At 62.9% G+C, this 24,143-nt stretch carries 26 protein-coding genes; 21 read left to right on the top strand and 5 right to left on the bottom strand.

All coding sequences use genetic code 11. The features are described 5' to 3' along the window. Positions 1–15: 15 nt before the first annotated feature. The 8 genes from NKH35_RS16580 to NKH35_RS16545 all read left to right on the top strand — a co-directional run bounded on the left by NKH35_RS16580 (position 16) and on the right by NKH35_RS16545 (position 7,991). Positions 16–780: an SDR family oxidoreductase gene (locus tag NKH35_RS16580; RefSeq protein WP_023732155.1), complete on the top strand. Its 765-nt coding sequence runs from the start codon at positions 16–18 to the stop codon at positions 778–780. Beyond that, entirely contained in the window at positions 758–1,576 is an 819-nt protein-coding gene (locus tag NKH35_RS16575) for an SDR family oxidoreductase (protein WP_050590350.1), read from the top strand. The genes NKH35_RS16580 and NKH35_RS16575 overlap by 23 nt, the downstream gene beginning before the upstream one ends. 425 nt (positions 1,577–2,001) lie before the next feature. Continuing rightward, complete coding sequence (locus tag NKH35_RS16570) at positions 2,002–2,976, top strand: ABC transporter substrate-binding protein (RefSeq protein WP_023732157.1); 975 nt, start codon at positions 2,002–2,004, stop codon at positions 2,974–2,976. 60 nt (positions 2,977–3,036) lie between these two features. Beyond that, positions 3,037–4,116: a quaternary amine ABC transporter ATP-binding protein gene (locus tag NKH35_RS16565; RefSeq protein ID WP_023732158.1), complete on the top strand. Its 1,080-nt coding sequence runs from the start codon at positions 3,037–3,039 to the stop codon at positions 4,114–4,116. After that, on the top strand, positions 4,113–6,092 hold the full coding sequence (locus tag NKH35_RS16560) for an ABC transporter permease (RefSeq protein WP_352915402.1): 1,980 nt from the start codon (positions 4,113–4,115) through the stop codon (positions 6,090–6,092). Before NKH35_RS16565 ends, NKH35_RS16560 begins: the two co-directional genes overlap by 4 nt. A gap of 7 nt (positions 6,093–6,099) precedes the next feature. Continuing rightward, complete coding sequence (locus NKH35_RS16555; RefSeq protein WP_023704846.1) at positions 6,100–6,900, top strand: hypothetical protein; 801 nt, start codon at positions 6,100–6,102, stop codon at positions 6,898–6,900. A gap of 4 nt (positions 6,901–6,904) precedes the next feature. Continuing rightward, positions 6,905–7,042 (top strand): hypothetical protein, encoded by a 138-nt coding sequence (locus NKH35_RS16550; RefSeq protein ID WP_023820990.1) that lies wholly within the window; start codon positions 6,905–6,907, stop codon positions 7,040–7,042. A gap of 154 nt (positions 7,043–7,196) precedes the next feature. Further along, entirely contained in the window at positions 7,197–7,991 is a 795-nt protein-coding gene (locus tag NKH35_RS16545; protein WP_352915399.1) for a hypothetical protein, read from the top strand. A 41-nt stretch (positions 7,992–8,032) separates the two neighbouring features. Here NKH35_RS16545 and NKH35_RS16540 read toward each other — a convergent pair whose 3' ends face one another. Further along, positions 8,033–9,391 (bottom strand): trimethylamine monooxygenase, encoded by a 1,359-nt coding sequence (locus NKH35_RS16540; protein ID WP_352915397.1) that lies wholly within the window; start codon positions 9,389–9,391, stop codon positions 8,033–8,035. A gap of 267 nt (positions 9,392–9,658) precedes the next feature. Here NKH35_RS16540 and NKH35_RS16535 point away from each other — a divergent pair, with 267 nt between their 5' ends. Then, positions 9,659–10,369, top strand: coding sequence for a helix-turn-helix domain-containing protein (locus NKH35_RS16535; RefSeq protein WP_023687066.1), 711 nt, complete (start codon positions 9,659–9,661; stop codon positions 10,367–10,369). Between the two features lie 165 nt (positions 10,370–10,534). Here NKH35_RS16535 and NKH35_RS16530 read toward each other — a convergent pair whose 3' ends face one another. The 4 genes from NKH35_RS16530 to NKH35_RS16515 are packed head-to-tail and all read right to left on the bottom strand — an operon-like array spanning position 10,535 to position 14,318. After that, the gene (locus NKH35_RS16530; RefSeq protein WP_352625610.1) at positions 10,535–11,575 is read right to left on the bottom strand and encodes a heme-dependent oxidative N-demethylase family protein; all 1,041 of its coding nucleotides are present in this window, start codon (positions 11,573–11,575) and stop codon (positions 10,535–10,537) included. Positions 11,576–11,584: 9 nt separating this feature from the next. Then, positions 11,585–12,550 (bottom strand): PDR/VanB family oxidoreductase, encoded by a 966-nt coding sequence (locus NKH35_RS16525; RefSeq protein WP_023815209.1) that lies wholly within the window; start codon positions 12,548–12,550, stop codon positions 11,585–11,587. Beyond that, a complete protein-coding gene (locus tag NKH35_RS16520; protein ID WP_023823492.1) occupies positions 12,547–13,143 on the bottom strand; it encodes a dimethylamine monooxygenase subunit DmmA family protein in 597 nt (198 codons plus the stop codon). The genes NKH35_RS16525 and NKH35_RS16520 overlap by 4 nt, the downstream gene beginning before the upstream one ends. Positions 13,144–13,184: 41 nt before the next feature. Then, on the bottom strand, positions 13,185–14,318 hold the full coding sequence (locus NKH35_RS16515; protein ID WP_023823493.1) for an aminomethyl transferase family protein: 1,134 nt from the start codon (positions 14,316–14,318) through the stop codon (positions 13,185–13,187). Between the two features lie 283 nt (positions 14,319–14,601). Between NKH35_RS16515 and NKH35_RS16510 the strand changes: the two genes are divergently transcribed. The 12 genes from NKH35_RS16510 (at position 14,602) to NKH35_RS16455 (ending at position 23,907) form a co-directional block, all read left to right on the top strand. After that, positions 14,602–14,889 carry a hypothetical protein gene (locus NKH35_RS16510; RefSeq protein WP_023668544.1) on the top strand — a complete coding sequence of 96 codons (288 nt, stop codon included), beginning with the start codon at positions 14,602–14,604 and terminating at the stop codon, positions 14,887–14,889. A gap of 28 nt (positions 14,890–14,917) precedes the next feature. Further along, positions 14,918–15,295, top strand: a complete 378-nt coding sequence (locus tag NKH35_RS16505; protein ID WP_023668545.1) for a hypothetical protein — start codon at positions 14,918–14,920, stop codon at positions 15,293–15,295. A 27-nt stretch (positions 15,296–15,322) separates the two neighbouring features. After that, positions 15,323–15,484 (top strand): hypothetical protein, encoded by a 162-nt coding sequence (locus NKH35_RS16500; protein WP_023668546.1) that lies wholly within the window; start codon positions 15,323–15,325, stop codon positions 15,482–15,484. Between the two features lie 14 nt (positions 15,485–15,498). Next, a complete protein-coding gene (locus tag NKH35_RS16495) occupies positions 15,499–16,893 on the top strand; it encodes an APC family permease (RefSeq protein WP_023668547.1) in 1,395 nt (464 codons plus the stop codon). 42 nt (positions 16,894–16,935) lie between these two features. Further along, the gene (locus tag NKH35_RS16490; RefSeq protein WP_023704841.1) at positions 16,936–17,625 is read left to right on the top strand and encodes a hypothetical protein; all 690 of its coding nucleotides are present in this window, start codon (positions 16,936–16,938) and stop codon (positions 17,623–17,625) included. Next, on the top strand, positions 17,622–17,939 hold the full coding sequence (locus NKH35_RS16485; RefSeq protein ID WP_023668549.1) for a hypothetical protein: 318 nt from the start codon (positions 17,622–17,624) through the stop codon (positions 17,937–17,939). The genes NKH35_RS16490 and NKH35_RS16485 overlap by 4 nt, the downstream gene beginning before the upstream one ends. Before the next feature lie 84 nt (positions 17,940–18,023). Continuing rightward, a complete protein-coding gene (locus NKH35_RS16480) occupies positions 18,024–18,920 on the top strand; it encodes a class II glutamine amidotransferase (protein WP_023668550.1) in 897 nt (298 codons plus the stop codon). 4 nt (positions 18,921–18,924) lie between these two features. Beyond that, a complete protein-coding gene (locus tag NKH35_RS16475) occupies positions 18,925–19,653 on the top strand; it encodes a GltB/FmdC/FwdC-like GXGXG domain-containing protein (protein ID WP_023668551.1) in 729 nt (242 codons plus the stop codon). A 6-nt stretch (positions 19,654–19,659) separates the two neighbouring features. Further along, positions 19,660–20,988, top strand: coding sequence for an FMN-binding glutamate synthase family protein (locus NKH35_RS16470; protein ID WP_023687061.1), 1,329 nt, complete (start codon positions 19,660–19,662; stop codon positions 20,986–20,988). A gap of 30 nt (positions 20,989–21,018) precedes the next feature. After that, entirely contained in the window at positions 21,019–22,326 is a 1,308-nt protein-coding gene (glnT, locus tag NKH35_RS16465) for a type III glutamate--ammonia ligase (protein WP_023668553.1), read from the top strand. 36 nt (positions 22,327–22,362) lie between these two features. Then, entirely contained in the window at positions 22,363–23,616 is a 1,254-nt protein-coding gene (locus tag NKH35_RS16460) for a sarcosine oxidase subunit beta family protein (RefSeq protein WP_023668554.1), read from the top strand. 15 nt (positions 23,617–23,631) lie between these two features. Beyond that, positions 23,632–23,907 (top strand): sarcosine oxidase subunit delta, encoded by a 276-nt coding sequence (locus NKH35_RS16455; RefSeq protein WP_023704839.1) that lies wholly within the window; start codon positions 23,632–23,634, stop codon positions 23,905–23,907. Positions 23,908–24,143: the final 236 nt, after the last annotated feature.

Genomic DNA, 24,143 nt, shown 5'->3' with positions numbered 1-24,143 from the left:
AGGAGGGGGAACAACATGAAACTATTCGATCTCAGCGGCGACGTAGCGCTGGTAACAGGCGCCGGCAGCGGCATTGGCCAGGCCATTGCCATCGGGCTCGCCGAAGCCGGCGCCGACATAGCCTGTTTCGGCCACACCTCCAAGGGCGGGCTGGACGAGACGGCGCACAAGATTTCGGCACTTGGCCGCAAGGCGCTGGTGCTGACCGGAACGGTGACGTCGGAGGCTGACCTTGCAGCGGCGATCGAGCGCACCGAAAAGGAACTCGGCGCACTGACCATCGCCGTCAACAATGCCGGCATTGCAGGAGCCGAGGCCGCCGAGACGCTGTCGCTGGAGAAGTGGCAGAAAATCTACGACGTGAATGTCAGCGGCGTGTTCCTGTCCTGCCAGGCCGAAGCGCGCGCCATGCTGACGCGGCGCAAGGGCTCGATCATCAACATCGCCTCCATGTCGGGTTCGATCGTCAATCGCGGCCTGACCCAGGCGCATTACAATTCGTCGAAGGCGGCGGTCATCCACATGTCGAAAAGCCTCGCCATGGAATGGGCCGATCGCGGCCTGCGCGTCAATGTGGTGAGCCCAGGCTACACGCTGACGCCGATGAACAAGCGGCCGGAGGTCGCCGAACAGATCAAGATCTTCGAACGCGACACGCCCATGGGGCGCATGGCGACGCCGGAAGAGATGGTCGGCCCGACCGTGTTTCTGGCCAGCCGCGCCGCGAGTTACGTCACCGGCATCGACCTGATCGTCGATGGCGGCTTTGTCTGCTGGTAGGAGAAGAAAAGTGCAGAAGCGTTTTGAAGGCAAGACTGCTGTGATCACCGGAGCCAGCGGCGGCATCGGCGCGGCGATGGCGAAGCGCTTCGCCGAGGAAGGTGCCGCGGTGGTGGTCAGCGCCATCGATACCCGCGTCGAGGACGTCGCCGCCGGCCTGAAAGCGGCAGGCGCCAAGGTCGCGTCGATGCGCATGGACGTTACCAGGAAGGATGAGGTCACCGCGCTTTACGACCTCGCCGAGAAGGAATTCGGCCGTGTCGACATTTCGGTGCAGAATGCCGGCGTCATCACCATCGCCCGGATCGAGGCGATGACCGAGGCCGAGTGGGACAAGGTGTTGGCGGTCAACACCAAGGGCGTGTTCCTGTGCTGCCAGGAAGCGATCGCCCGCATCCGCAAGCATGGCGATGGCGGCCGGCTGATCAACACGGCATCGGGCCAGGCGCGGCAGGGTTTCATCTACACGCCGCATTATGCGGCGTCGAAGTTCGGCGTCGTCGGCATTACCCAGAGCCTGGCCAAGGAAGTGGCCAAGGAAAAGATCACCGTCAACGCCATCTGCCCCGGCATCATTGACACGGACATGTGGGCCTATAATGACGCAGCGTGGGGCAAGCTGATGGGTGACTACAAGCCCGGCGAGCTGATGGCCGAATGGGTGAAGAACATCCCGATGGGGCGCGCCGGCAGCGGCGAGGACGTGTCCGGCCTGGTCAGCTTTCTCGCCAGCGACGACGCCACCTACATCACCGGCCAAACCATCAATGTCGATGGCGGCCTGATCATGTCGTGAACGTCAGCTCTGGCGGTTGGCAATCGACCAGTCTGAAATTCCGCAGTGCACAGGGCATCAGCCGTTGCGCCGCATGAACGTTGGTATATATAATTTCATCCCATGAAACGGCCTTGGCGAGGACGGGGCTCGCCGGCCGAGATCATGGGACCTTGATGGCTCGCACGTCTGAGAGCGCCGCTGGAGCGGCGATCGATCTGTTGACGATTGCTCACGCAGCAATCCATCCGATGCCATGACGCGGGCCCGCCCGGCATCACATAAACACCAAGTCGAGCAACCATTTCGCCTGCGCAAGTTGCGGCCGCGGCACTGGCTTGGTGCGAACGAGCTTGCGTAACGACCCGCCTTTCCAACACAATCAAGAAAAGACGCAAGAAGGGAACGATCAAGAAATTTCCACATGGTTTGACAGGAGAACAAGCATGTCATTTCGCAGTGTGATTTCGAACCTATCAATGGGAGCCTTGGCGCTTGCCACCGCAAGTGCGCTTACATCACCGGTCCACGCAGCAGCACCTGAATCCAACGACCCGATCAAGATCGCGCTGTTCGACTGGACCAGCGTCAACCTCAACGCCAAGATCCTTGGCGGTATCCTCGAAAAGCTCGGCTATACCGTCGAATATCCGACCGCCGACTACCTCTCCAGCCTGACCACCGGTCTCACCAATGGCGACCTCGATGTCGGCCTGGAGTTCTGGGACACGACGGCCGGCGAGGCGATGAAGGCTTCAGACGCCACCGGCCAGACCGAGCGGCTGGGCAAGCTCGGGCCGAAGGCCAAGGAGGAATGGTGGTTTCCCGAATATATGAAGGAGAAATGCCCCGGCCTGCCCAATTGGGAAGCGCTAAAGGACCCGAAATGCGCCGAGGCGTTCTCGACAGCGGAGACGGCGCCGAAGGGCCGCTATCTCGGCGGCCCGGTAACCTGGGAGGGTTTTGACGACGAGCGCGTCGAGGCGCTGAAGCTGCCCTTCACTGTCATCCATGCCGGCACCGACGCGGCGATGTTCGCCGAACTGGACTCGGCCTATCAGCGCAAGGCGCCGATCATGCTGTGGATCTATTCGCCGCATTGGGCGCCGGCCAAGTACAAGGGCGAGTGGGTCGAATTCCCGGAGTATACGCCCGAGTGCTACACCGACCCGAAATGGGGCACCAACCCGGATGCCAAATATGATTGCGGCAAACCGCATGGCGAAATCTGGAAATACTCCTGGTCCGGCATGAAGGACAAATGGCCGGTCGCCTACAAGGTGGCCAAGGCGTACACGATCGATACCGATGAGCTCAACAAGATGAGCGGCGAGATCGACCTCGGCGGCAAGACGCCCGAAGATGTCGCCGCCGCCTGGATCGCTGCCCACGAAGCCGACTGGAAAGCCTGGGCGCAGTGATCGCCTGACTGGAAGCCGGACCCGGCGGGTCTTATCTCCATTTTCCAGAAGGACCATTGGATGACGGAAGCGACTGAACCGCAGGCAGTTGGCACGCCAAAGGATGCGCGGCCGATAAAGCTTGCTTGCCGCAATGTCTGGAAACTGTTCGGATCGAACGCGGCCAGCTTCATCCGCGAGCGTGACGGCAAGGCCAGCATGGCCGATGTCGCTGCCGCAGGACTGGTGGGTGCGGTGCGCGCCGTCGATCTCGAAATACGCCAGGGCGAGATCTTCATCATCATGGGGCTATCCGGCTCCGGCAAGTCGACGCTGGTGCGCTGCATGTCGCGGCTGGTCGAGCCGACCCACGGCAAGGTCGAATTCGAAGGCAACGACCTGCTCAAGATTTCCGATGCGGCGCTGATCGAACTGCGGCGTCATCGCATGGGTATGGTGTTCCAGAATTTTGCGCTGCTGCCGCATCTTAACGTGCTCGACAACATTGCCTTTCCCCTGAGCATCCAGGGCCAGGACCGACCGACGCGCGAAACGAGAGCGCGGGAGGTGATCGATCTCGTGGGCTTACGCGGCCGCGAGCATTTCTATCCGCGCGAACTCTCCGGCGGCCAGCAGCAGCGCGTCGGCATTGCCCGCAGCCTCGCGACCAAGCCGGAGATCTGGTTCCTCGACGAGCCGTTCTCGGCGCTCGACCCGCTGATCCGCCGCGAGATGCAGGACGAACTGATGCGGCTGCAGACCATGCTGCACAAGACCATCGTCTTCATCACCCATGATTTCGACGAGGCGATAAGGCTTGCCGACCGCATCGCCATCATGAAGGATGGCGAGGTCATCCAGACCGGCACGCCGGAACAGCTGGTTGTCAACCCGGCGACCGACTATGTCGCCGAATTCACCCGCGATGTCGACCGCGCCAAGGTGATTTCGGCCCGCAGCCTGATGCGTGCCTGCGATGGCGCCGAGCACGGCGGTACGGTTTCGCCCGACGCCAGGATCGCCAGCTTCTCGGCCAGCATCGTCGCTTCGGGTAAGCCCTTCGCCGTGGTCAACGGCACCGGCAGGCCGATCGGCGAGGTGACGCCGCAATCGGTGATCGAGTTGCTGGCCGGTATCGAGCATACGAGAGCCGGCGCATGACGGTCACGGCAAGCGCCAGCGAAACGAGGCCGCCGGTTCAGCGCTGGCTGCTGATCTGGGCGCTGGCGCTGGCCGCCGTGCTGGTGGTATTCCTGCTGCAGGAGAGGCTGCCATGGGCGGTCGACTATCCGGCCGATGCGGTCGTTCCCGTCGCCGACTGGGTCAGTGCGCTGATGCGCTGGATCAAGTCGAACTTGTCCTGGCTGACCCGCTCGATCACCGCGGTGCTCGGCGTTCCCCTCGATTTCGCGCTCGACCTGCTGGCCAAGAATTTCAAGATCGGTCACGGTGCCGATGCCTATGTCCTGCCGCGCCTGTCCTGGATCGGCGTCTGCGCCGCCGCCTTCATCGCCGGGCACGCCGCGGGCGGTAGAAAGCTTGGCATGCTGGTCGGCGGCTGCTTCCTCTACACCGCGCTGTTCGGCCAATGGACCAGCGCCATGCTGACGCTGGCGCTGATTTCCATCGCGGTGCCGTTCTGCATCGTCACCGGCCTGTTCGCCGGCATCTGGGCGTGGCGCAAGCCATGGGCCGAGCGGCTGATCATCTCCCCTGCCCTCGATTTGATGCAGACCATCCCGACCTTCGCCTATCTCATCCCGATGCTGCTTTTGTTCGGCAACAGCCCGGTCTCGGCGATGATCGCCACCGCCATCTTCGCCACGCCGCCGATGGTGCGGGCAACGATGCTGGGTCTGTCGCGGGTGCCGTCAGAGATCGATGATTTCTCAGAGATGGCCGGCTGCACGGCGCGGCAGAAATTGTGGCGCGTGCTGCTGCCATCGGCGCGGCCGACGCTGATGGTCGGCGTCAACCAGGTGATCATGCTGGCGCTCAACATGGTCATCATCGCCTCGATGATCGGCGCCGGCGGCCTCGGCTACGACGTGCTGCTGGCGCTGCGTGCGCTGAAGGTCGGCGAAGCGATGGAAGCCGGGCTCGCCATTGTGGCACTCGCCATCGGGCTCGACCGGTTGAGCCAAGCCATCGCCCACAAACAGGCGAAGGGCCACGTTCAACGGCAGGCGAACCAGAGCTTTTGGCGGCGCTATCCCAATCTGTCGCTGGCCATCGCCATCCTGGTCGTGACGACGCTGCTCGGCCTGTTCGTACCGGCATTCGCAGCGGTGCCGAAGGCGATCACCTTCACCACCGCGCCACTGTGGAAGGCGGCGGTCAACTGGGTGACGATCAACTTCTTCGACGTGATCGAAGCGTTTCGCGTGGCGCTCATCCTCAATGTACTGAACCCGCTGCGCGCCTTCTGCGAAGGCTTTCCGTGGCTCGGCGCAGTGGCCCTGCTCGGCCTCGCCGGCTACCAGCTCTCAGGCCTGCGTCTCGCCGCTCTCGTCGCCGCGCTGACCGCCTTCTGCGCCGTCACCGGCCTTTGGGAAAAGACCATGGCGACGGTTTATCTCTGCGGCATCTCGGCCTTCATCGCCTGCCTGATCGGCATTCCGATCGGTCTGATGGCCGCCCGCAGCGACCGCTTCGAAAAGATCGTCACGCCCATCATCGACACGCTGCAGGTGCTGCCGTCCTTCTGCTTCATCATTCCGGTGGTGATGCTGTTCCGCGTCGGCGACGTGACCGCCATGATCGCCACCGTCGCCTTCGCCGTGGTGCCGGCGATCCGCTACACCAATCACGGCATCCGGCAAGTGCCGCCGGCGCTGATCGAGGCGGCGAAGGTTTCCGGCTGCACGCCGCGCCAGACCTTCTTTCGGGTACAATTGCCACTGGCGCTTCCCGAAATCATGCTGGGCGTCAACCAGACGATCCTGATGGCGCTAGCGATGATCATCATCTGCGCCATGGTCGGCACACGCGACCTCGGCCAGGAAGTCTTCATCGCGCTGTCCAAGGCCGATTCCGGACGCGGCATTGTCGCGGGTCTCGCCATCGCTTTCATCGGCATCGTCGCAGACCGGCTGTTCAATGCCTGGACGGCGAAGGCGCGGGCAAGACTAGGATAATTGTTGAATGTCCAATCCCGGCGAACCGCCTTTTGCCGTACTCGTCTTCGACATGGCCAAGACCGGCGAGCCGGACGGGGAGCACGTAGTTTCGGGGTTTGAGACGCTGGAGGCGGCGACGTCCTACGCCATTGCGCGGGTTCGCGCCTCGGTGGAGGACTTGCGCAAGCCCGGCATCGCCACTGCTGAGCTTCGCCAGCTCTGGCACCTCTATGGCGAAGACTGTTCGGTGCTGAACGCCGGAGTGCGCGGCAGCGATCTACTCGACGATTTCATTGCGACGCCGTCGATGCCGGCCGAATGCAACTGGCAAGTTCTCGCGCCAAGGCTGCGCCGCTTCCGCGCCTCGCTGCTGATCTCCAACGGCAACAACGAATCCGTCTGGGCGGGCGGCTTCTTTCGCTCGACCTACAGGCTGACGCGAGACGGCCTCCTCGAGCGCTTTGGCGACGACGCCATTGCCGCCTTCAAGGCCAAGGGGATCGAGCCGGCGGAGCCGACGAAGCTCATGGTCGCCAATTACTTCGAGCTGCCCGACCCGCCCTACCCGCCGCCAGGCGTGACGCTGCGATCCTGGAAGGTCGAGGTCGGTTTCGTCTGCCATGACGTGAAGTTCGGCGGCGACGCCGCCGGAATCTTCGCCTGGCCGCAAGAGCCCACCGACTGGGCGTTCAGAACCATGCAGCTCCTGCTGATGGCCGACATGATGGCCATGCGCGGCGATGGCCCCGACTGGGCCAACGACTGCGAGATACTAACCGCCAAAGTGACCGAGACGGAGGCGCCTCCCGACTATCCGCTGGATTGAAGTGATGATCATCACCTGCCCCGTGGCCGGCACACGCGATCTCGGCCAGGAAGTGTTCATCGCACGGTCCAGGGTCGCGGCATTGTCGCGGGCTGGCAACAACCTGCCATCGACATCATCGCGGTCGGTCTCCGACCCCTGAGCCGCGAAAGCTCAAGCACGGCTCGGATAGACGGTTTCGCCTCTTCTGGAGTTCGCCTCTTCTGGAAATGGCAGGCCGCGCTCCAGCTCTTGACTTTGACGCATTTTCGCGCGGAAAGCTGCTTCATCCTCGACCAGCCTGAGCTTGCTGCCGAATGCCCGATCAGCGCGAACCGCCTTTTACTGTCGTCGTCTTCGACATGGCCAAGACCGGCGAGCATGTGGTTTCGGGGTTTGAGACGTTGGATGCGGCTACGTCCTACGCGATTGCTCGGGTTCGCGCCTCGGTGGAAGAGCTGCGCAAGCCCGGAATCGCAGCAGCCGAGCTCCGGCGGCACTGGCATATCCATGGTGAGGATTGCACGGTGCTGAACGCCAATGTGCGCGGCAGCGATCTGCTTGACGATTTCATCGCGACGCCGGGGACACCGGCCGAATGCGACTGGCGGGCGCTGGCGCCACGACTGCGCCGTTTCTACGCCGCTGTGAACGTCTTCAACAACGATGGCAAATCTATCCGGGTCAGCGGCTTTTTCCGCGCGACCTACCGGTTATGGCACGCTGGCCTGCTCGCACGATTTGGCGACGACGCCATCGCCTCCTTCAAAGCCAAAGGCATCACGCCGGCACTGCCGACGAGAGTCTCGGTCGACCATCATTTCGAGCAGCCCGATCCGCCGCGCCCGCCGCTCAGCGATATCAGGCCGTTGCTGTCGTGGAAGGTCGAGATCGATTTCGGATGCACCGATGTGAGGTTCGGCGCCAAAACCGACGGCGTCTTCGCCTGGCCCGAGGAGCCGACCGGCCGGGCACTCAACGACATGACACATCTGCTGATGGCTGACAGACTGTCCATGTACGGCACCGGCCCGGAGGGCGCCTATTATAGCGAATTGGTCTGGGTCAAGGTGACGGAGACCGATGCGGCTCCCGACTACCCTCTGAATTGAAACTGGGCCGGTGCCGGCGCATTGTTTTGCATCACGCCGACCTATTCCGCCGCCACGCCCTTCACCTGGAGATAGCTTTCCATCGAGTCGTCCAGCGCCTGCAGCCAGGGCGTATGGTGCAATGGCGCCATGGTGCCGGTCATCAGCGAGCGGTAGGCGTGGTCGCGGAAGCTCATAATGTCTTCCGCCTTGTGGTGCTCCCACTCCATGAAGGTCTGGTTGACCGCCTCGACGTCGAAGCCGGGATAGTCGGTCTGGTCCATCAATTCCTTGGTGTAGTCGCCCTGGAACCAGATCATCTGCTCGGCGTCTTCCAGCGTCTCTTCGCGTGCCCGCCACTTGGCGCCGTGCTCGGCCATCGCCTGTACCGACGGCAGCTTGATGCGGCCCATGATGACGTCACGGGCGAACCAGGCCTGGGCGTCGAACATGTTGAAAGTGTAGAACTGGTCCTGCATGCCGATATAGGACAGTTTCGGGTTCTTCTCCCACACGACGCCCTCATAGAGCCCGTCCGGCCACATGCGGTTGGCGGTCTTCAGCTTCAGCTCTTCCGTGAGGAACGGGAAGGAATGCAGATAGCCGGTGCACAGGATGATGGCGTCGACGTCCTTGGTGGTGCCATCCTTGAAGTGCGCCGTCTTGCCGACGACCTTCTGCAGCAGCGGCACTTCCTTCCAGTTCTCCGGCCATTTGAACCCCATCGGCTTGGAGCGGTAGCTGGAGGTGATCGATCTGGCGCCGTATTTGTAGCATTGCGAGCCGATGTCCTCGGCAGAATAGGAGCGGCCGATGATCAGTATGTCCTTGCCCTTGAACTCCATGGCGTCGCGAAAATCATGGCTGTGCAGGATACGGCCGTTGAAGGTCGAAAAGCCTTCGAAATAGGGAACGTTGGGAACCGAGAAATGCCCGGAAGCGACGACGACATTGTCGAACTCTTCGGAGTAGGTGACGTCGTTGGTGCGGTCATGCGCGGTGACAGTGAATTTCCTGCTCTCGTCGGAGAAAGTCACCATGCGCACCGGGCTGTTGAAGCGTACCCATTCGCGCAGGCCTGATTTCTCGACGCGACCCTTGATGTAATCCCACAAAACGGCGCGCGGCGGGTAGGATCCGATCGGGCGGCCGAAATGCTCCTCGAACGTATAGTCGGCGAATTCCAGGCATTCCTTCGGTCCGTTCGACCAGAGGTAGCGGTACATCGAGCCGTGGACGGGGTCGCCATGCTCGTCGAGGCCGGTGCGCCAGGTGTAGTTCCACAGGCCGCCCCAGTCCGACTGCTTTTCGAAGCAGACGATTTCGGGGATCTCGGCGCCCTTGTCGGCAGCCGACTTGAAGGCCCTGAGCTGGGCCAGACCGGATGGCCCCGCTCCAATGACGGCAACGCGCGTTTTCATGGCAGGCCTCCCGGTGTCATTCGATTTTTGGAATTGCTCTTACGAAACAAATTTCACTCACAGGACAGTAATTGCCTCTTGGATGCTGTCAACAGGCCTTGTGGAGAAACCGCGTTTCGCCCCAGCGGATTTCCGGAAAAACGGATGACGGCGTAAATCCTGTTCGGACACCATTCGACTTAAGGGGCTTGCTGCGCGGTTGCGTTTCTGTATCGGCACCGAATATGTTCACCTGGAGTGAAATAATCAGGGGGATTCGGAGGCGAGATGGCGAAGACAAGTTCCGACTCCAAGACTGCTTCGACAAGGGCAAAGCCACCGGCAAAGGCCTCCGTGGACGGAAAAACCATCCGCGCGCCGCTGACGCAGAACCCGCATGCCATTCGCGACACCCGCGAAAAAGTGCTGGAGGTGGCGATCGGGCGCGAGGTGCGCGCCTTCCGCAAGAAGCTCGGCATCACCGTCGCCGATCTCGCCGTCGCCACCGATATTTCGCTGGGCATGCTGTCGAAGATCGAGAACGGCATCACCTCGCCGTCGCTGACCACACTGCAGGCGCTGTCGAGGGCGCTCGGCGTTCCCGTCACCGCCTTCTTCCGCCGATTCGAGGAAGAGCGCAGCGCCGTCTTCGTCAAGGCCGGCGAAGGGCTAGATGTCGAACGCCGCGGCACCCGCGCCGGCCATCAATACAATCTGCTCGGCCATATCGGCTCCAACACCAGCGGCGTCGTCGTCGAGCCGTATCTGATTACGCTGACCGAGGATTCGGATGTGTTCCCGACCTTCCAGCATGAGGGCATGGAATTCCTCTATATGCTGGAGGGCGAGGTGGTGTACCGGCACGGCAGCAACCTCTATCCGATGAAGCCGGGCGACAGCCTGTTCTTCGACGCCGACGCGCCGCACGGGCCGGAGCAACTGACGAAACTTCCGATGCGGTATCTGTCGATTATTTGCTATCCGCAGAGCGCGGGGTAGTCGGACCGCCGCAGCCCCCTCACCCGGATTGCCAAGGCCGAATTGCAAGAGCAATTCGGGGCAATCCGACCTCTCCCCGAGGGGAGAGGAGTCTGGCGTCGGCGCTGGCGATCTCTTCTCCGCTCGGGGAGAAGGTGGCCGCGCAGCGGCCGGATGAGGGGGCCTTTAGTCCGGCCCGAACCCCGGTGACGTCGCACTGCCATCATCCAGCTTCGACAGCCATTCCACCAATGTCGGCCGATACCGCGTCAGGCCCTTGTAGGTGGCCAGCTCTTCCGGCAAATCCCGGATCACCCGGTGCAGTCGCCTTGCCCATTTCGGCTGTGTCACCAGTTCGTCCATCTTGATGAGATAGCAGCGGATCGGGAAGACGATGCCGTTCGAGCGCGGCAGCCGCCAGAAGCTTTGCAGTTCGACGCGCAGATGCACCTTGTCGGCGACATTTTCGGGCGTTACCGTCGCGCGGTCCGGGCCCCATTTGTGGTAATTCTCCGGACTGGTGTCGAGGCGCGGGTTTATGGTCATCGTCCAGTTCAGCCGCCGCGCCGGCTTGCCCTGCTGGATGTTGGTGAGGAACTTCAGCGCCCTGACGAAAATGCCCTTTTCATGCGCCAACGGCACCGGCGCGTGCCATTCGAAGAAATTCATGCCGATGTCGAAATCGAGCGACCAGTCGGCCTGAGTGGTGACCATGCCGGCGTCCATCCAAAGATTGCCGTCGCGCTGATCGAGAATGCAGAAATCACCCTGGCTCTGGCGGGTGATGTACTCCATCGGCCCGTAAGGCAGTGTCGAGGTGTCGCCGAAGGTGAAGGTGTCGTCGATGCCGAGCGGCCGGTTGATCCAGCGCCAGCGGTCGCCGTCGCGGGTCAGGGTGAAATGCTCGGGATAGCCAAGTGCCTGTTGCTCCATCAAAAGTTCGAGCAGGTCCCAGCCGGCCAGCGTCATATGCGGCAGCGACTGGCAGCGCAGCGGATCGTCGGCCAGCACCAGTGCACGGTCCTGCATCTCGGCGACATAGTGCTCGTCGACGTCGATCAGGTTTTCCAGAACGCTGCCCTTGGGACCGACGACATGCGGCTCGATGTTGACGGCATACATGTAGGCGTCTTCGTGGAACGGGAACGGAAACCGCCTGATCTGCTCCGGGCTGTTCCTGAAGGTGAAATCGTCGCGAAACGTTTCCTTGCGAAAGGTGATGCCCAAGCTCGCCTCCTATCTTTCCAGGACCAGCGACTCGCCTTCGAAGCGCGACACGCAGGGCATGATCTTGCAGCCGGAACGGTGGTCTTCCTCACTCAGCCAGTGGTCGTTGTGGATGAACTTGCCGTCATACGAGACGACGTTGGTCTCGCACTGGCCGCAGACACCGCCGCGGCAGAGATAGGGCGGATCGACGCCGGCGGCCTCGATGGCTTCGAGCAGGCTCTGCTGCTCGCCGACGCGGATGGTCTTGGCGCTGACGGCAAGTGTGACGTCGAACGGCAGGCCGGGCTGGGGTGCCGCGAAATGCTCGTAGTGCACGGTCTCCGCCGGCCAGCCCAAAGCGGCCGCGCGGTCGCGTACCCAGTTGATCATGCCGGCCGGGCCGCAGACATAGAGATGGGTGCCGAGCGGCTGCGAGGACAACAGACGGTCGAGTTCGATGCGCTCGTCGCGGTCGTCGTGATAGAGCCGGACGCGACGGCCATAGCGCTCCTGCAGCACATCGGCATAGGTGCCGAGCGAGGCGGTGCGGCAGGTGTAGTGCAGCTCGAAATTGCCGCCGGACCCGGCGAGCTGCGCGGTCTGCGCCATGAACGGCGTGATCCCGATGCCGCCGGCCAGCATCAGATGCTTCTTTGCCCTGAGGTCGAGCGAGAACAGATTGACGGGGTAGCTGACCACCATCTCCAGGCCAGGCTTGACGCTCCGGTGCATGAACAGCGAGCCGCCGCGGCCGACATCGTCGCGGCGCACCGAGATGGTGTATTCGCGGGTGTCGAGCGGCGACCCCATCAGCGAATACGGATTGAGCCTTGTGCGGTCGCCATCGCGCATCTCGACCACGACATGGGCGCCGCCGGAAAAGGTCGGCAAAAGCTCACCGTCACGGCGGCGGAAATGGAAGCGTGTCACCAGTTCGTTGACCGGGACGACGTCGCTGACGACGACATCGAGCTTGGTGGTGCCGGTGCTCATGGGAAGACCTCCTCGATGGGAGGAATCTCCGAGCGATCCTCGGCATTTATGCAGACGCCCTGGAATGCTGCCAGCCGTCGCGAATAATGATCGCGCACCAGAAGCAGCAGGCCGCAATGCGCGCAGGTGGCCGGCTGCGTCGTCACATTTTCGGTGATGCCTTTGCAATGCACGCACTGCATGCGCCGCGCCAATGAGCCGCGATGCTCGGTCTGCATGGAGGTATGATCGATGCCGGCTTCGAGCGCCACCTGCATGGCCTGGCCGATCAGCCCTTCGGTGCCGGCGAGATAGAGGCGCAGGCCCATATGCGCGTTGGCAAGCGTCTGCTTCAGCCTGGGCAGCAGGCTGGCGAAGGTTGGCGCGACATGAAATTGCGCGGACTTCAGTGCCTCAAGAGCGGCAACGTGCTTGCCGTCGGCCCCGGGAATGAAGACGATTTCGGCGCCGTCGAAGAAGCCGGGGCGCGACGTCCTTGCCATATCGACGATCGCCAGCGCGCCTTCCGCATCCGCCACGAAAAGATGATGCTTGCCGGGCTGCGGGGACAGGGTTCCGTAAATGGGCCGGCTGATGATCGTTTTGGCTGCCATTCTCTACTTCGTACCTCGAAACCCTCGCTGTCGATTGTGCCTCAGCCTTTCGCCGTGCGCTTGGTCTTTTTGGGATCGTCGAAGGGCAGAGGCTGCGCCGTCGCCCTGATCGAACCGCTCTTGTTGCGGATCTCGAGCTTGGTGTCCTTGACCGCGCAGTCGACGTCGAGGCGGGCGATTCCCATCGATTTCTCGACCAGCGGCGAATACATGGCGCAGGTGACCACGCCGACCTTTTTGCCGTCGCGATAGACCGGCGCGCCCTCATCCGCGGGTTGCTTGCCGTCGAGCAGCACGCCGTAGATCTTGAAGCGCTCCTTGCCCTTGAGGCGGTAATGCTCTTCGGCGCCACGAAAGCCGGTCTTGCCGGGGCTGACGGTGAAGTCGAGGCCGAGCTCCCACAGCGTGTCGCCGGGGCCTTCGTTCTCGAACGGATATTTCTGCGAGTTGTCATAGGGATAAAACAGCAAACAACTTTCGACGCGCAGCATATCGAGCGTGGTGAAGCGGCACGGAATGATGCCGGCGCTCTTGCCCTCGTCGAGGATCCTGTCCCAGATCGTGCCGGCGTCCTGACCGCGGCAGAATATCTCGTAGCCGCGCTCGCCGGTATAGCCGGTGCGCGAGATCATGACGGGAAGGCCGAACAGCTGCGTCTGCATATGATGGAAATAGTTGAGGTCGCGAATGCCCGGCACATGCTTTGAGAGATAGTCGACCGCGGTCGGCCCCTGCAGCGACAGATCGTGCAGATTGTCGTCGAAGCGCAGCGATACGTCGCGGCCGACGGAAGCGCGCTGCAATTCCTCATGGCCGGTGCCGGAGCCGTGCACCACCATCCAGGCGTTCGGCCCGGTGCGGTAGAGGATGCAGTCGTCGGTGAATTTGCCGGCCTCGTTCAGCATGCAGGCATAGGCCGACTTGCCGGGATAGATCTTCTCCACGTCGCGCGTCGTTGCCAGGTCGATGAGGTGTGAGGCGTGCGGCCCGGTGATGTGAACCTTCTTCAGGCCCGACACATCCATCAGCCCGGCCCTGGTGCGGATGGCGGTGTATTCCTCGTCGGCGTCCTTGTCGTAGGTCCAGGCGGTGCCCATGCCGCTCCAGTCTTCGAGCTTCGAGCCTAACGCGCGATGGCGATCCGCCAGGGTCGAAAATCTCCAGGATGCCGTCATCCGCAAATCCTCCGTTCGAAAATTCTATTGTGTTCCCGGCTCCCTGCGCGAGGCGGGAGCATTTGGTCGAATATTGATCGCAAACGTCCTGATGCCGCAATACCCGGAAGCAAATAATTTCATTGTCAGGCAAAATTCGCGGCTGGGGACAAACGGTTAACCCAACGTAAAATCACCTTGACAATTGCTGGATTCGGCCCGAATTTATGAAAAAAATTTCACTCTGTTGAAAGAGGGCAGCGGGCGGCCAATTCGGGGTCGGGCGCTGGAAAAGGGGAAACCGATGTCAGACCTGCAGCAGCGCATCGAAGCGCTGTACCGTTCCGACCTGCGCGGATCCGCGCTCCTGATCATCTGCCTTTGGGCGACGATCCTCTTCGTGCTTGTCATGACATGGCCCTACATCCCGGACACCGGGATCAAGATCGTCGTCGCTATCGCTGCCGCCGCCGTGCTGATCTTTAATACGGCCGCCATCCTGGCGATGGTCAATCACTACAAGGAAGACAAGGACTTCATCTACGGTCTCGACATCAAGAACGCCGACGCGGCCCGCAACCGCAAGTCCTGAAAACAGAACGTCCTGAGGGGTAGAAGTCATGTCGCGCTACACGCCGCCGGAACAAGGCAAGGCCGGGCAGATTTTCGATATCGTGGTCGTCGTGGTCGCCATTTTCGTGGCGCTGTGGCTGCCATTGAAACTCGGCCTGGCGGGTGCGGCGAAATCCATCGACGCGCTCGATGCCAAAACCTGGGAAGCGTTGGGACAGAACCCGACCATGGCCTCGATCTGGGAAAAGCTCGGCTATACGCCGGAGACCGCGCACGACATCATCCAGAACCGCTTCCACTACATCATCGACTGGCCGACGCTGATCATCATGGCGGCGGTGCTGATCGGCTATTTCGTCTTCCTGTTCCGCGCCTCCGACCGCGAATATCGCGACGTCATCAACGAAAAGTTCGACGACAAGTAACGCCAGAGATTTTGGGGAAGCACGCTCATGTGGGTCGCACTCTCTTACGCATCGTGGGGCATCTCGGTCGTGCTTGCGCTGTGGATGCTCTACGACTGGTTCAAGATCGACACGACCTATTCCGAGGAGGTGCTGACTTCCTCGCGCGAAGGCGAGCTTGAAGCCGCTTCCGAAAAACACCGGATCTGAGTGGGGATTGAACAATGACGATCACGCTTGAACCGGCAATACACGGCGACAGGGTTTCACTGCTACGCGTGCTCGGCCCGGCCCATGTCTGGGCGCTTGGCGTCGGCATCGTGCTGGTCGGCGAATTCACCGGCTGGAATTTCTCGGCCGACAAGGGCGGCGCACTGGCGGCGCTGATCGTCTGCTGGGTGGTCGGGCTCTTGTATACTTCGGTCGCCATGATCGACTCCGAGGTGACATCGACGGTTGCCGCCGCCGGCGGCCAATACGCGCAGGCCAAGCACATTGTCGGGCCGCTGATGGCCTTCAACGTCGCGCTGTTCCTGGTCTTTGCCTACACCATGCTGGAGGTTTCGGACGCCATCCTGCTCGGCGACACCATCGTCGCCAAGGCCGGCGTCGAAGGGCTCACCCACAACTCCTTCATTGCCGCCACCATCGTCGTGCTGGCATGGCTGAACTATCGCGGCGTGCTGATGACGCTCAACGTCAACTTCGTCATCACGGCGATAGCCTATGTCTCGATCGTTATCCTGTTCTTCTCGGTCAGCCCCTGGACGCAGGGTGCTGTGCTGAAGCTCAACGAACTGGTCACCCCCGGCAATGCGCTGCCCTATGGCTGGATCGGCGTCATCGCGGCCTTCCAGTTCGGCATCTGGTACTATCTCGGCATCGAAGGCACCACGCAGGCCGCCGAGGAAGTGCGCTCGCCGGCGCGTTCGCTGCCTTACGGCACCATGGCCGGCATGATCACGCTTTTGATCGCCGCCGCCATGACCTGGTATGTCTGCGCCTCGCTGATGCCCTGGGAGTACCTCGGTATCACCTATTATCCCTTGTGGGACGCCGGCAAGCTGACCGGCAGCCCGCTGCTGGAAAACCTGTTGTTCGTCGCCACGCTGCTCGCGGCACTGGCGTCGGCCAATGGCTGTATCAACGATGCGGCCCGCGCGTGGTTCTCGCTTGGACGCGACCGCTATCTGCCGACATGGTTCTCGGCCGTGCACCCGAAATACCGCACGCCCTATCGCTCGATCCTGTTCCTGTTGCCGATCGCGCTCGCCTTCGCCTTCATCGCCGACCTCAACCAGGCGATCACCTTCTCAATCCTGTCGGGCGTGCTGCAATACACCTTCATGAGCATAAACATCATGATGTTCCGCAAAAAGTGGCCGCTGGGCACGATCCGCCGCGGCTATACGCACCCGTTCCACCCGATCCCGGCGATCGTGCTGTTTTGCCTCTGCGTGGTGACCTTCTTTGCGATCTTCCTCGGCTACGGCACGCAGCTGATCGCCATGGTCGCCTTCTACTTCCTGATCTCGCTGTGGTTCCACTTCTACCGTTACCGCTATGTGCGCCGCGGCGACCAGTTCACCATGCCGTGGCCGAAGCCGCAGGGCTATTGACAGGAGAGGGCCTGCCGGTCTGGGCGGGCATGGCGTGACGAGGTGTCTGACGTGACGACAGCATTGCTGGCCGGGGCGGTCGCCGTGGCTCTCGTCCTGCACCTCGCCTGGCATACGCGCGCCAGCCGCAAAAAGGCCAAGGCTGATCTTGCAGCCGAGGCAGCCAGCATCCGGACCGTCATCACAGATGCCGTTGATGTCTCCGATGGCACAGCCGGCGTTGTCACCTGGGCCGGCACATGGAACGGACAGCGCGTGCAGCTGCGCACCATCGTCGACACGCTGGCAACGCGAAAGCTGCCGGCGCGATGGTTGAGTGTCACGATCACAGAGCCGGTTGCGGTGCCGGCGACCTTCGACATGATGATGCGGCCGGGCTCGCCGACGACCTTCTCCAATTTCGATCATCTTCAGCATACGCTGCCGAAGGCTCCGGGATTTCCGGCTGAAGCCGTGCTGCGAACCGACCTCAGGGCGGCGCGCTTTCCGCAGAACCTGATCGCCAGCCATCTCGACATCTTTGCCGAAGGCCGCGCCAAGGAACTCTTGATCACCCCGAACGGCGTGCGCATCGTCTGGCTGCTGGCCGAGGCCGAGCGGGCGCGCTACGGCGTGTTCCGGCAGGCCGCATTCGGCGGCGCAAGGCTGGATCCAACGCTGGTCGAGAGACTGCTGACCTCGGCCTCAGTGCTGCGCGATGCCATCAACCGACAGGAAAGGCAGGTCGCATGAGCGCACCCGCACCGACAAACCCGTATCTGGTGCTCGGCGCTGCCATCGTCTTACCGGCCAGCGGCCACGTCATTCTGGGCGTGCCCGTGCGCGGCCTGCAGTTCCTGTTCTTCATGGTGATCCTCGCCTGGGTGACGGCCAAGATCGCGCCGGCCGATGCCAGCTTCGTCGGCCGCCACGCCGGCGGCTTCCTGATCTATGCGCTGTCGATCCTCGATGCCTACAGAATAGCCCGCATCCGCACCGCCACATGGATTCACAGCGCCCGCGACGGCGGCGATAGTTCACAAGGCCGCATCGAGCCGGATACGTAACTACAGGAATATTTTTTTCATACGATTGAATTCGCACGACGCATTCGATACATCATCGTCTAGTGGTAACGTCGGGAGGCTGACATGTGTGGAATCGTCGGACTTTTTCTGAAAGACAAGTCGCTTGAGCCGCAGCTCGGCTCGATGCTGTCGCAGATGCTGATATCGCTCAGCGATCGCGGCCCCGACAGCGCCGGCATTGCCATCTATGGCGCGCCTTCCAGGAATGAAGCCAAGATCACCATCCAGTCCGCGAAGCCCGAGCGCGATTTCCGCGGCCTCGACGCCGAACTCGCGAAGGCCATCGGCGCGCCGGTGAGCATAGCGGTGAAGTCCACCCATGCAGTGTTGAGAACCGCGCCCGACAAGGTCGATGCCGCGCGCGAAGCGCTGCAGTCAATCCGCCCCGACGTGCGCATCATGGGCGCCGGCGAAGCGGTGGAAATCTACAAGGAAGTCGGTCTGCCGGAAGCGGTCGTCGACCGCTTCGACGTCCGCTCGATGACCGGCACGCATGGCATCGGCCATACCCGCATGGCGACGGAATCGGCCGTCACCACGATGGGCGCGCATCCGTTCTCGACCGGCGCCGACCAGTGCCTGGTGCACAATGGCTCGCTGTCCAACCACAACAATGTGCGGCGTGAGCTGGTGCGGGAGGGCATGAAATTCGAGACCGAGAACGACACCGAGGTCGCCGCCGCCTATCTCTCCTCGCAGATGGCGCATGGCAAGAACCTCGGCGAGGCGCTGGAAGGCACGCTGTCCGACCTCGACGGCTTCTTCACCTTCGTCGTCGGCACCAAGAACGGTTTCGGCGTGGTGCGCGATCCGATCGCCTGCAAGCCCGCCGTCATGGCCGAGACCGACCAGTATGTCGCCTTTGGCTCGGAATATCGGGCGCTGACCAAGCTGCCCGGCATAGACAATGCGAGGGTCTGGGAGCCGGAACCCGCAACCGTCTATTTCTGGGAGCATTGAGCCCATGCCGGCAACCAAACTTTCGAAGGCGGCGCAAGACCAGGCGTCCCGGGTCTTCGATCTTGATGTGTCGTCGCTGCGCGAGCTCAACCAGGCGCTTCACAATCTGACGCCCGGCTCCAACGAAACGGCGTGGGAAGTGCTGCACCCGAAGGGCAGCCATTCGGTTGCGGTCGGCGTCGACCAGCCTGTCAGCATCGATGTGCGCGGCAGCGTCGGCTACTACTGCGCCGGGATGAATGACGGCGCTGCCATCACCGTGCACGGCTCGGCCGGACCTGGCGTCGGCGAAAACATGATGTCGGGCTCGATCGTCATCAAGGGCGACGCCAGCCAGTATGCCGGCGCCACCGGCAAGGGCGGGCTGCTCGTCATCGAGGGCAACGCATCCTCACGCTGCGGCATCTCGATGAAGGGCATCGACATCGTCGTGCACGGCAATATCGGCCACATGTCGGCCTTCATGGCGCAGTCCGGCAATCTGGTGGTGCTGGGCGATGCCGGCGACGCACTTGGCGATTCCATCTACGAAGCGCGGCTGTTCGTGCGCGGCAAGGTCGAAAGCCTGGGCGCCGACTGCATCGCCAAGGAGATGCGGCCCGAGCATATCGAACTGCTGCAGGGACTGCTCGACCGCGCCGGCGTCACCGGCGTCAAGCCGTCGGAATTCAAGCGCTACGGCTCGGCGCGCACGCTCTACAATTTCAATATCGACAACGCCGACGCGTATTGAGGCAGCATGACCTACAAGAACCCGCCGACGACGCCGCGCAAATCCGCGACCTTCGACGACTACACGCTTTCCGAAATCCGCCGCGCCGCGGCGACCGGCATCTATGACATCAGGGGCGCCGGGGCCAAGCGCAAGCTGCCGCATTTCGACGACCTTTTGTTCCTCGGCGCCTCGATCTCGCGCTATCCGCTGGAAGGCTATCGCGAGCGGTGCGACACGTCGGTCGTGCTGGGCTCGCGCTATGCCAAGAAGCCGATCGAGCTGAAAATCCCGATCACCGTTGCCGGCATGAGCTTCGGGTCGCTGTCCGGCCCGGCCAAGGAAGCGCTCGGCCGTGGCGCTACGCTCTCAGGCACGTCGACCACCACGGGCGACGGCGGCATGACCGAGGAAGAGCGCGGCCATTCCAAGCAACTGGTCTACCAGTACCTGCCGTCACGCTACGGCATGAACCCCAGGGATTTGCGCCGTGCCGACGCCATCGAAGTCGTTGTCGGCCAGGGCGCCAAGCCCGGCGGCGGCGGCATGCTGTTGGGACAAAAGATTTCCGACCGCGTCGCCGAAATGCGCACGCTGCCGAAGGGCATCGACCAGCGCTCGGCCTCACGCCATCCCGACTGGACCGGGCCGGACGATCTCGAGATCAAGATCCTCGAGCTGCGCGAGATCACCGACTGGGAAAAGCCGATCTACGTCAAGGTCGGCGGCGCCCGCCCCTATTACGACACAGCACTTGCGGTGAAGGCCGGCGCCGATGTCGTCGTCGTCGACGGCATGCAGGGCGGCACGGCGGCCACCCAGGAAGTATTCATCGAAAATGTCGGCCAGCCGACGCTTGCCTGCATCAGGCCGGCGGTGCAGGCGCTGCAGGATCTCGGCATGCACCGCAAGGTGCAGCTGATCGTGTCGGGCGGCATCCGCAATGGCGCCGACGTCGCCAAGGCGCTGGCGCTCGGCGTCGACGCGGTGTCGATCGGCACGGCAGCGCTCGTCGCGCTCGGCGACAACGACCCGCGCTGGGAGGCCGAATACAATGCGCTCGGCACCACCGCCGGCGCCTATGACGACTGGCACGAGGGTCGCGACCCCGCGGGCATCACCACGCAGGACCCCGAACTGATGAAGCGGGTCGATCCGATCGCCGCCGGACGGCGGCTGGCGAACTACCTCAAGGTGATAACGCTGGAGGCGCAGACCATTGCGCGTGCCTGCGGCAAGAACAGCCTGCACAATCTCGAGCCCGAGGATCTCGTAGCCCTCACCATCGAAGCCGCCGCCATGGCTGGCGTGCCGCTGGCCGGCACCAACTGGATACCGGGGAAAAACGGCTTCTAAAAAACACATCAAAATAAGCGAGGAACTATAATGGGGAACGATCTCGCCGCATTCGCCAAAGAGAACGGCGTCAAATATTTCATGATTTCCTACACCGACCTGTTCGGCGGCCAGCGCGCCAAGCTGGTGCCGGCGCAGGCGATCGCCGACATGCAGAAGGACGGCGCCGGCTTCGCCGGTTTCGCCACTTGGCTCGACCTCACGCCGGCGCATCCTGATATGCTGGCGGTGCCGGATCCGGATTCGGTGATCCAGCTGCCGTGGAAGCCCGATGTCGCCTGGGTCGCCGCCAACTGCATCATGGACGACAAGGAGGTCGAGCAGGCGCCGCGCAACACGCTGCGCCGGCTGATCGCGGAAGCCGCCACCGACGGCATGCATGTCAAGACCGGCGTCGAGGCCGAGTTCTTCCTGATCTCGCCAGACGGCAGTGTCATCTCCGACAAATACGACACCGCATCGAAGCCTTGCTACGACCAGCAAGCGGTGATGCGCCGTTACGATGTCATCGCCGAGATTTGCGACCACATGCTGGCGCTGGGCTGGAGCCCCTACCAGAATGACCATGAAGACGCCAACGGCCAGTTCGAGATGAACTGGGCCTTCGACGATGTGCTGGCGACCGCCGACAAGCACTCGTTCTTCAAGTTTATGGTCAAGTCGGTAGCGGAAAAGCACGGCCTGCGCGCGACCTTCATGCCGAAGCCCTTCCAGGGCCTGACCGGCAATGGCTGCCACGCCCATATTTCGGTGTGGGACAAGGCCGGCAAGGTCAACGTCTTTGCCGATAATGCGATGGAGCTCGGCCTGTCGGCCAAGGGCAAGAATTTCCTCGGCGGCATCATGAAACATGCCTCGGCGCTGGCCGCCATCACCAACCCGACGGTGAACTCCTACAAACGCATCAACGCGCCGCGCACCATTTCGGGCGCCACCTGGGCTCCGAACACGGTGACCTGGACCGGAAACAACCGCACCCACATGGTGCGCGTGCCCGGCCCCGGCCGCTTCGAGCTGCGGTTGCCGGACGGCGCCGCAAACCCTTATCTGCTGCAGGCCGTCATCATTGCCGCCGGTCTCGACGGCATCCGCTCCAAGGCCGATCCCGGCAAGCGCTACGACATCGACATGTACCAGAACGGCCACACGGTGAAAGGCGCGCCGAAGCTGCCGCTCAATCTGCTCGACGCGCTTCGCGAATACGACAAGGACAAATCGCTCAAGGCGGCGCTGGGTGAGGAATTCTCGTCGGCTTATCTAAAGCTGAAGCACCAGGAATGGAATTCCTATGCTTCGCACTTCACGCAATGGGAGCGCGACCACACGCTGGACATATAATCGTCCCCGCTGTGCGAGCGACCTCGGAATGACCTGATGAAATATTCGATCTTCTCGCTCGCCCGTGCTGCCCTTTCCGGCCACAAGAATTGGCAGCGCACCTGGCGCGATGCGGCGCCCAAGGACCACTACGATGTGGTGATCATCGGCGGCGGCGGCCATGGGCTCGCCACCGCCTGGTTCCTCGCCAGCGAGTTCGGCATCAGAAACGTCGCCGTGCTGGAAAAGGGCTGGATCGGCTCCGGCAATGCCGGCCGCAACACCACCATCATCCGTTCCAATTACGGCCTGCCCGGCAATACCGGCTTCTACGAGCTTTCGATGAAGCTTTGGGAGCGGATGGAGCAGGACCTCAACTATAACGCCATGGTCAGCCAGCGCGGCGTCCTCAACCTCTATCATTCCGATGCGCAGCGCGACGCTTATGCGCGGCGCGGCAACACCATGCGCATCAATGGCATCGATGCCGAACTGCTCGACCAGGCGGCGCTGAAGAAGATGCTGCCGTTCCTGAATTTCGACCATGCGCGCTTTCCCGTGCAGGGCGGCCTCCTGCAGCGCCGCGGCGGCACCGCGCGGCATGACGCGGTGGTCTGGGGCTATGCCCATGCGGCGAGCGAACTCGGCGTCGACATCATCCAGAACTGCGAGGTCACCGGCTTTGTCCGGGACGGCAACGGCAAGGTGACTGGCGTCGAGACGTCGCGCGGCAAGATCGGCGCCGGCAAGGTCGGCATGGCAGTCGCCGGGTCATCGTCGCGTGTCGCAGCGATGGCGGGCATGCGCCTGCCGATCGAAAGCCATGTGCTGCAAGCTTTCGTCTCGGAGGCGATCAAGCCGCTCATTCCTGGCGTCATGACCTTCGGCGCCGGGCATTTCTATGTCAGCCAGTCCGACAAGGGCGGGCTGGTCTTCGGCGGCGACATCGACGGCTATAATTCCTACGCCCAGCGCGGCAATCTGCCTGTCATGGAAGATGTCTGCGAGGGCGGCATGGCGCTGATCCCGATGATCGGCCGCGTGCGGCTTCTGCGCCAGTGGGGCGGCATCATGGACATGTCGATGGATGGCTCGCCGATCATCGACAAGACGCCGGTCGACGGGCTCTACCTCAATGCCGGCTGGTGCTATGGCGGCTTCAAGGCGACGCCGGGATCGGGCTTCGTCTTTGCCCATCTTCTGGCGCGTGACGAAACGCACAAGGAGGCGGCGCTGTTTCGGCTCGACCGCTTCCAGCGCGGCGCCATGATCGACGAAAAGGGCCAAGGCGCCCAACCGAACCTGCATTGAGGCGGCCGGAACAAGATGCGTATCACCTGTCCTTTCTGCGGCGAACGCGAACTCGGCGAGTTCAGCTATCTCGGCGATGCCAAGCCTGTACGGCCGGCGGCGGGTGCCGGCGAGGATGCTGTCTACGACTACGTCTATCTGCGCGACAATGTCGCCGGCGTGATGGCTGAGAACTGGTATCACGGCGGTGGCTGCCGGGCCTGGCTGAAGGTCACCCGCAACACGCTGACGCACGAGATCTCGGCGGTGGAACCGGCGGCGGGGGCTGGTGCGAGGCAGGTGGCGAAATGAGCTATCCTGTCGAAATCGTAGCCGTCGCGAAAAGCGCCAGCCCCCTACCTCCCCCTTGTGGGGAGGTCGGGCCGCCGGTGGGGGGGGGGGGGGGGGGGGGGCGCCCCGCGGCGCCCACCCCGACCGCCTAGCCACCCCCCCCCCGCCCCCACACGCCCCCCCCCCCCCCCCCCCCCGGGGGGGGGGGCCCCCCCCCGCGCGGGGGGGGGGCCCGGTGCCGCACCCCCACCCGGACC

Origin of the sequence: Mesorhizobium sp. M1143 (genome assembly GCF_040318435.1) — a bacterium.
GTDB lineage: Bacteria > Pseudomonadota > Alphaproteobacteria > Rhizobiales > Rhizobiaceae > Mesorhizobium.
This window is presented reverse-complemented; position numbering and strand designations above follow the sequence as displayed.

Coding starts and splice junctions, on each gene's coding strand:
- NKH35_RS16580 (WP_023732155.1), top strand. CDS start 16: ATGAAACTATTCGATCTCAGCGGCGACGTAGCGCTGGTAACAGGCGCC.
- NKH35_RS16575 (WP_050590350.1), top strand. CDS start 758: ATGGCGGCTTTGTCTGCTGGTAGGAGAAGAAAAGTGCAGAAGCGTTTT.
- NKH35_RS16570 (WP_023732157.1), top strand. CDS start 2,002: ATGTCATTTCGCAGTGTGATTTCGAACCTATCAATGGGAGCCTTGGCG.
- NKH35_RS16565 (WP_023732158.1), top strand. CDS start 3,037: ATGACGGAAGCGACTGAACCGCAGGCAGTTGGCACGCCAAAGGATGCG.
- NKH35_RS16560 (WP_352915402.1), top strand. CDS start 4,113: ATGACGGTCACGGCAAGCGCCAGCGAAACGAGGCCGCCGGTTCAGCGC.
- NKH35_RS16555 (WP_023704846.1), top strand. CDS start 6,100: ATGTCCAATCCCGGCGAACCGCCTTTTGCCGTACTCGTCTTCGACATG.
- NKH35_RS16550 (WP_023820990.1), top strand. CDS start 6,905: ATGATCATCACCTGCCCCGTGGCCGGCACACGCGATCTCGGCCAGGAA.
- NKH35_RS16545 (WP_352915399.1), top strand. CDS start 7,197: ATGCCCGATCAGCGCGAACCGCCTTTTACTGTCGTCGTCTTCGACATG.
- NKH35_RS16540 (WP_352915397.1), bottom strand. CDS start 9,391: ATGAAAACGCGCGTTGCCGTCATTGGAGCGGGGCCATCCGGTCTGGCC.
- NKH35_RS16535 (WP_023687066.1), top strand. CDS start 9,659: ATGGCGAAGACAAGTTCCGACTCCAAGACTGCTTCGACAAGGGCAAAG.
- NKH35_RS16525 (WP_023815209.1), bottom strand. CDS start 12,550: ATGAGCACCGGCACCACCAAGCTCGATGTCGTCGTCAGCGACGTCGTC.
- NKH35_RS16520 (WP_023823492.1), bottom strand. CDS start 13,143: ATGGCAGCCAAAACGATCATCAGCCGGCCCATTTACGGAACCCTGTCC.
- NKH35_RS16515 (WP_023823493.1), bottom strand. CDS start 14,318: ATGACGGCATCCTGGAGATTTTCGACCCTGGCGGATCGCCATCGCGCG.
- NKH35_RS16510 (WP_023668544.1), top strand. CDS start 14,602: ATGTCAGACCTGCAGCAGCGCATCGAAGCGCTGTACCGTTCCGACCTG.
- NKH35_RS16505 (WP_023668545.1), top strand. CDS start 14,918: ATGTCGCGCTACACGCCGCCGGAACAAGGCAAGGCCGGGCAGATTTTC.
- NKH35_RS16500 (WP_023668546.1), top strand. CDS start 15,323: ATGTGGGTCGCACTCTCTTACGCATCGTGGGGCATCTCGGTCGTGCTT.
- NKH35_RS16495 (WP_023668547.1), top strand. CDS start 15,499: ATGACGATCACGCTTGAACCGGCAATACACGGCGACAGGGTTTCACTG.
- NKH35_RS16485 (WP_023668549.1), top strand. CDS start 17,622: ATGAGCGCACCCGCACCGACAAACCCGTATCTGGTGCTCGGCGCTGCC.
- NKH35_RS16480 (WP_023668550.1), top strand. CDS start 18,024: ATGTGTGGAATCGTCGGACTTTTTCTGAAAGACAAGTCGCTTGAGCCG.
- NKH35_RS16475 (WP_023668551.1), top strand. CDS start 18,925: ATGCCGGCAACCAAACTTTCGAAGGCGGCGCAAGACCAGGCGTCCCGG.
- NKH35_RS16470 (WP_023687061.1), top strand. CDS start 19,660: ATGACCTACAAGAACCCGCCGACGACGCCGCGCAAATCCGCGACCTTC.
- glnT (WP_023668553.1), top strand. CDS start 21,019: ATGGGGAACGATCTCGCCGCATTCGCCAAAGAGAACGGCGTCAAATAT.
- NKH35_RS16460 (WP_023668554.1), top strand. CDS start 22,363: ATGAAATATTCGATCTTCTCGCTCGCCCGTGCTGCCCTTTCCGGCCAC.
- NKH35_RS16455 (WP_023704839.1), top strand. CDS start 23,632: ATGCGTATCACCTGTCCTTTCTGCGGCGAACGCGAACTCGGCGAGTTC.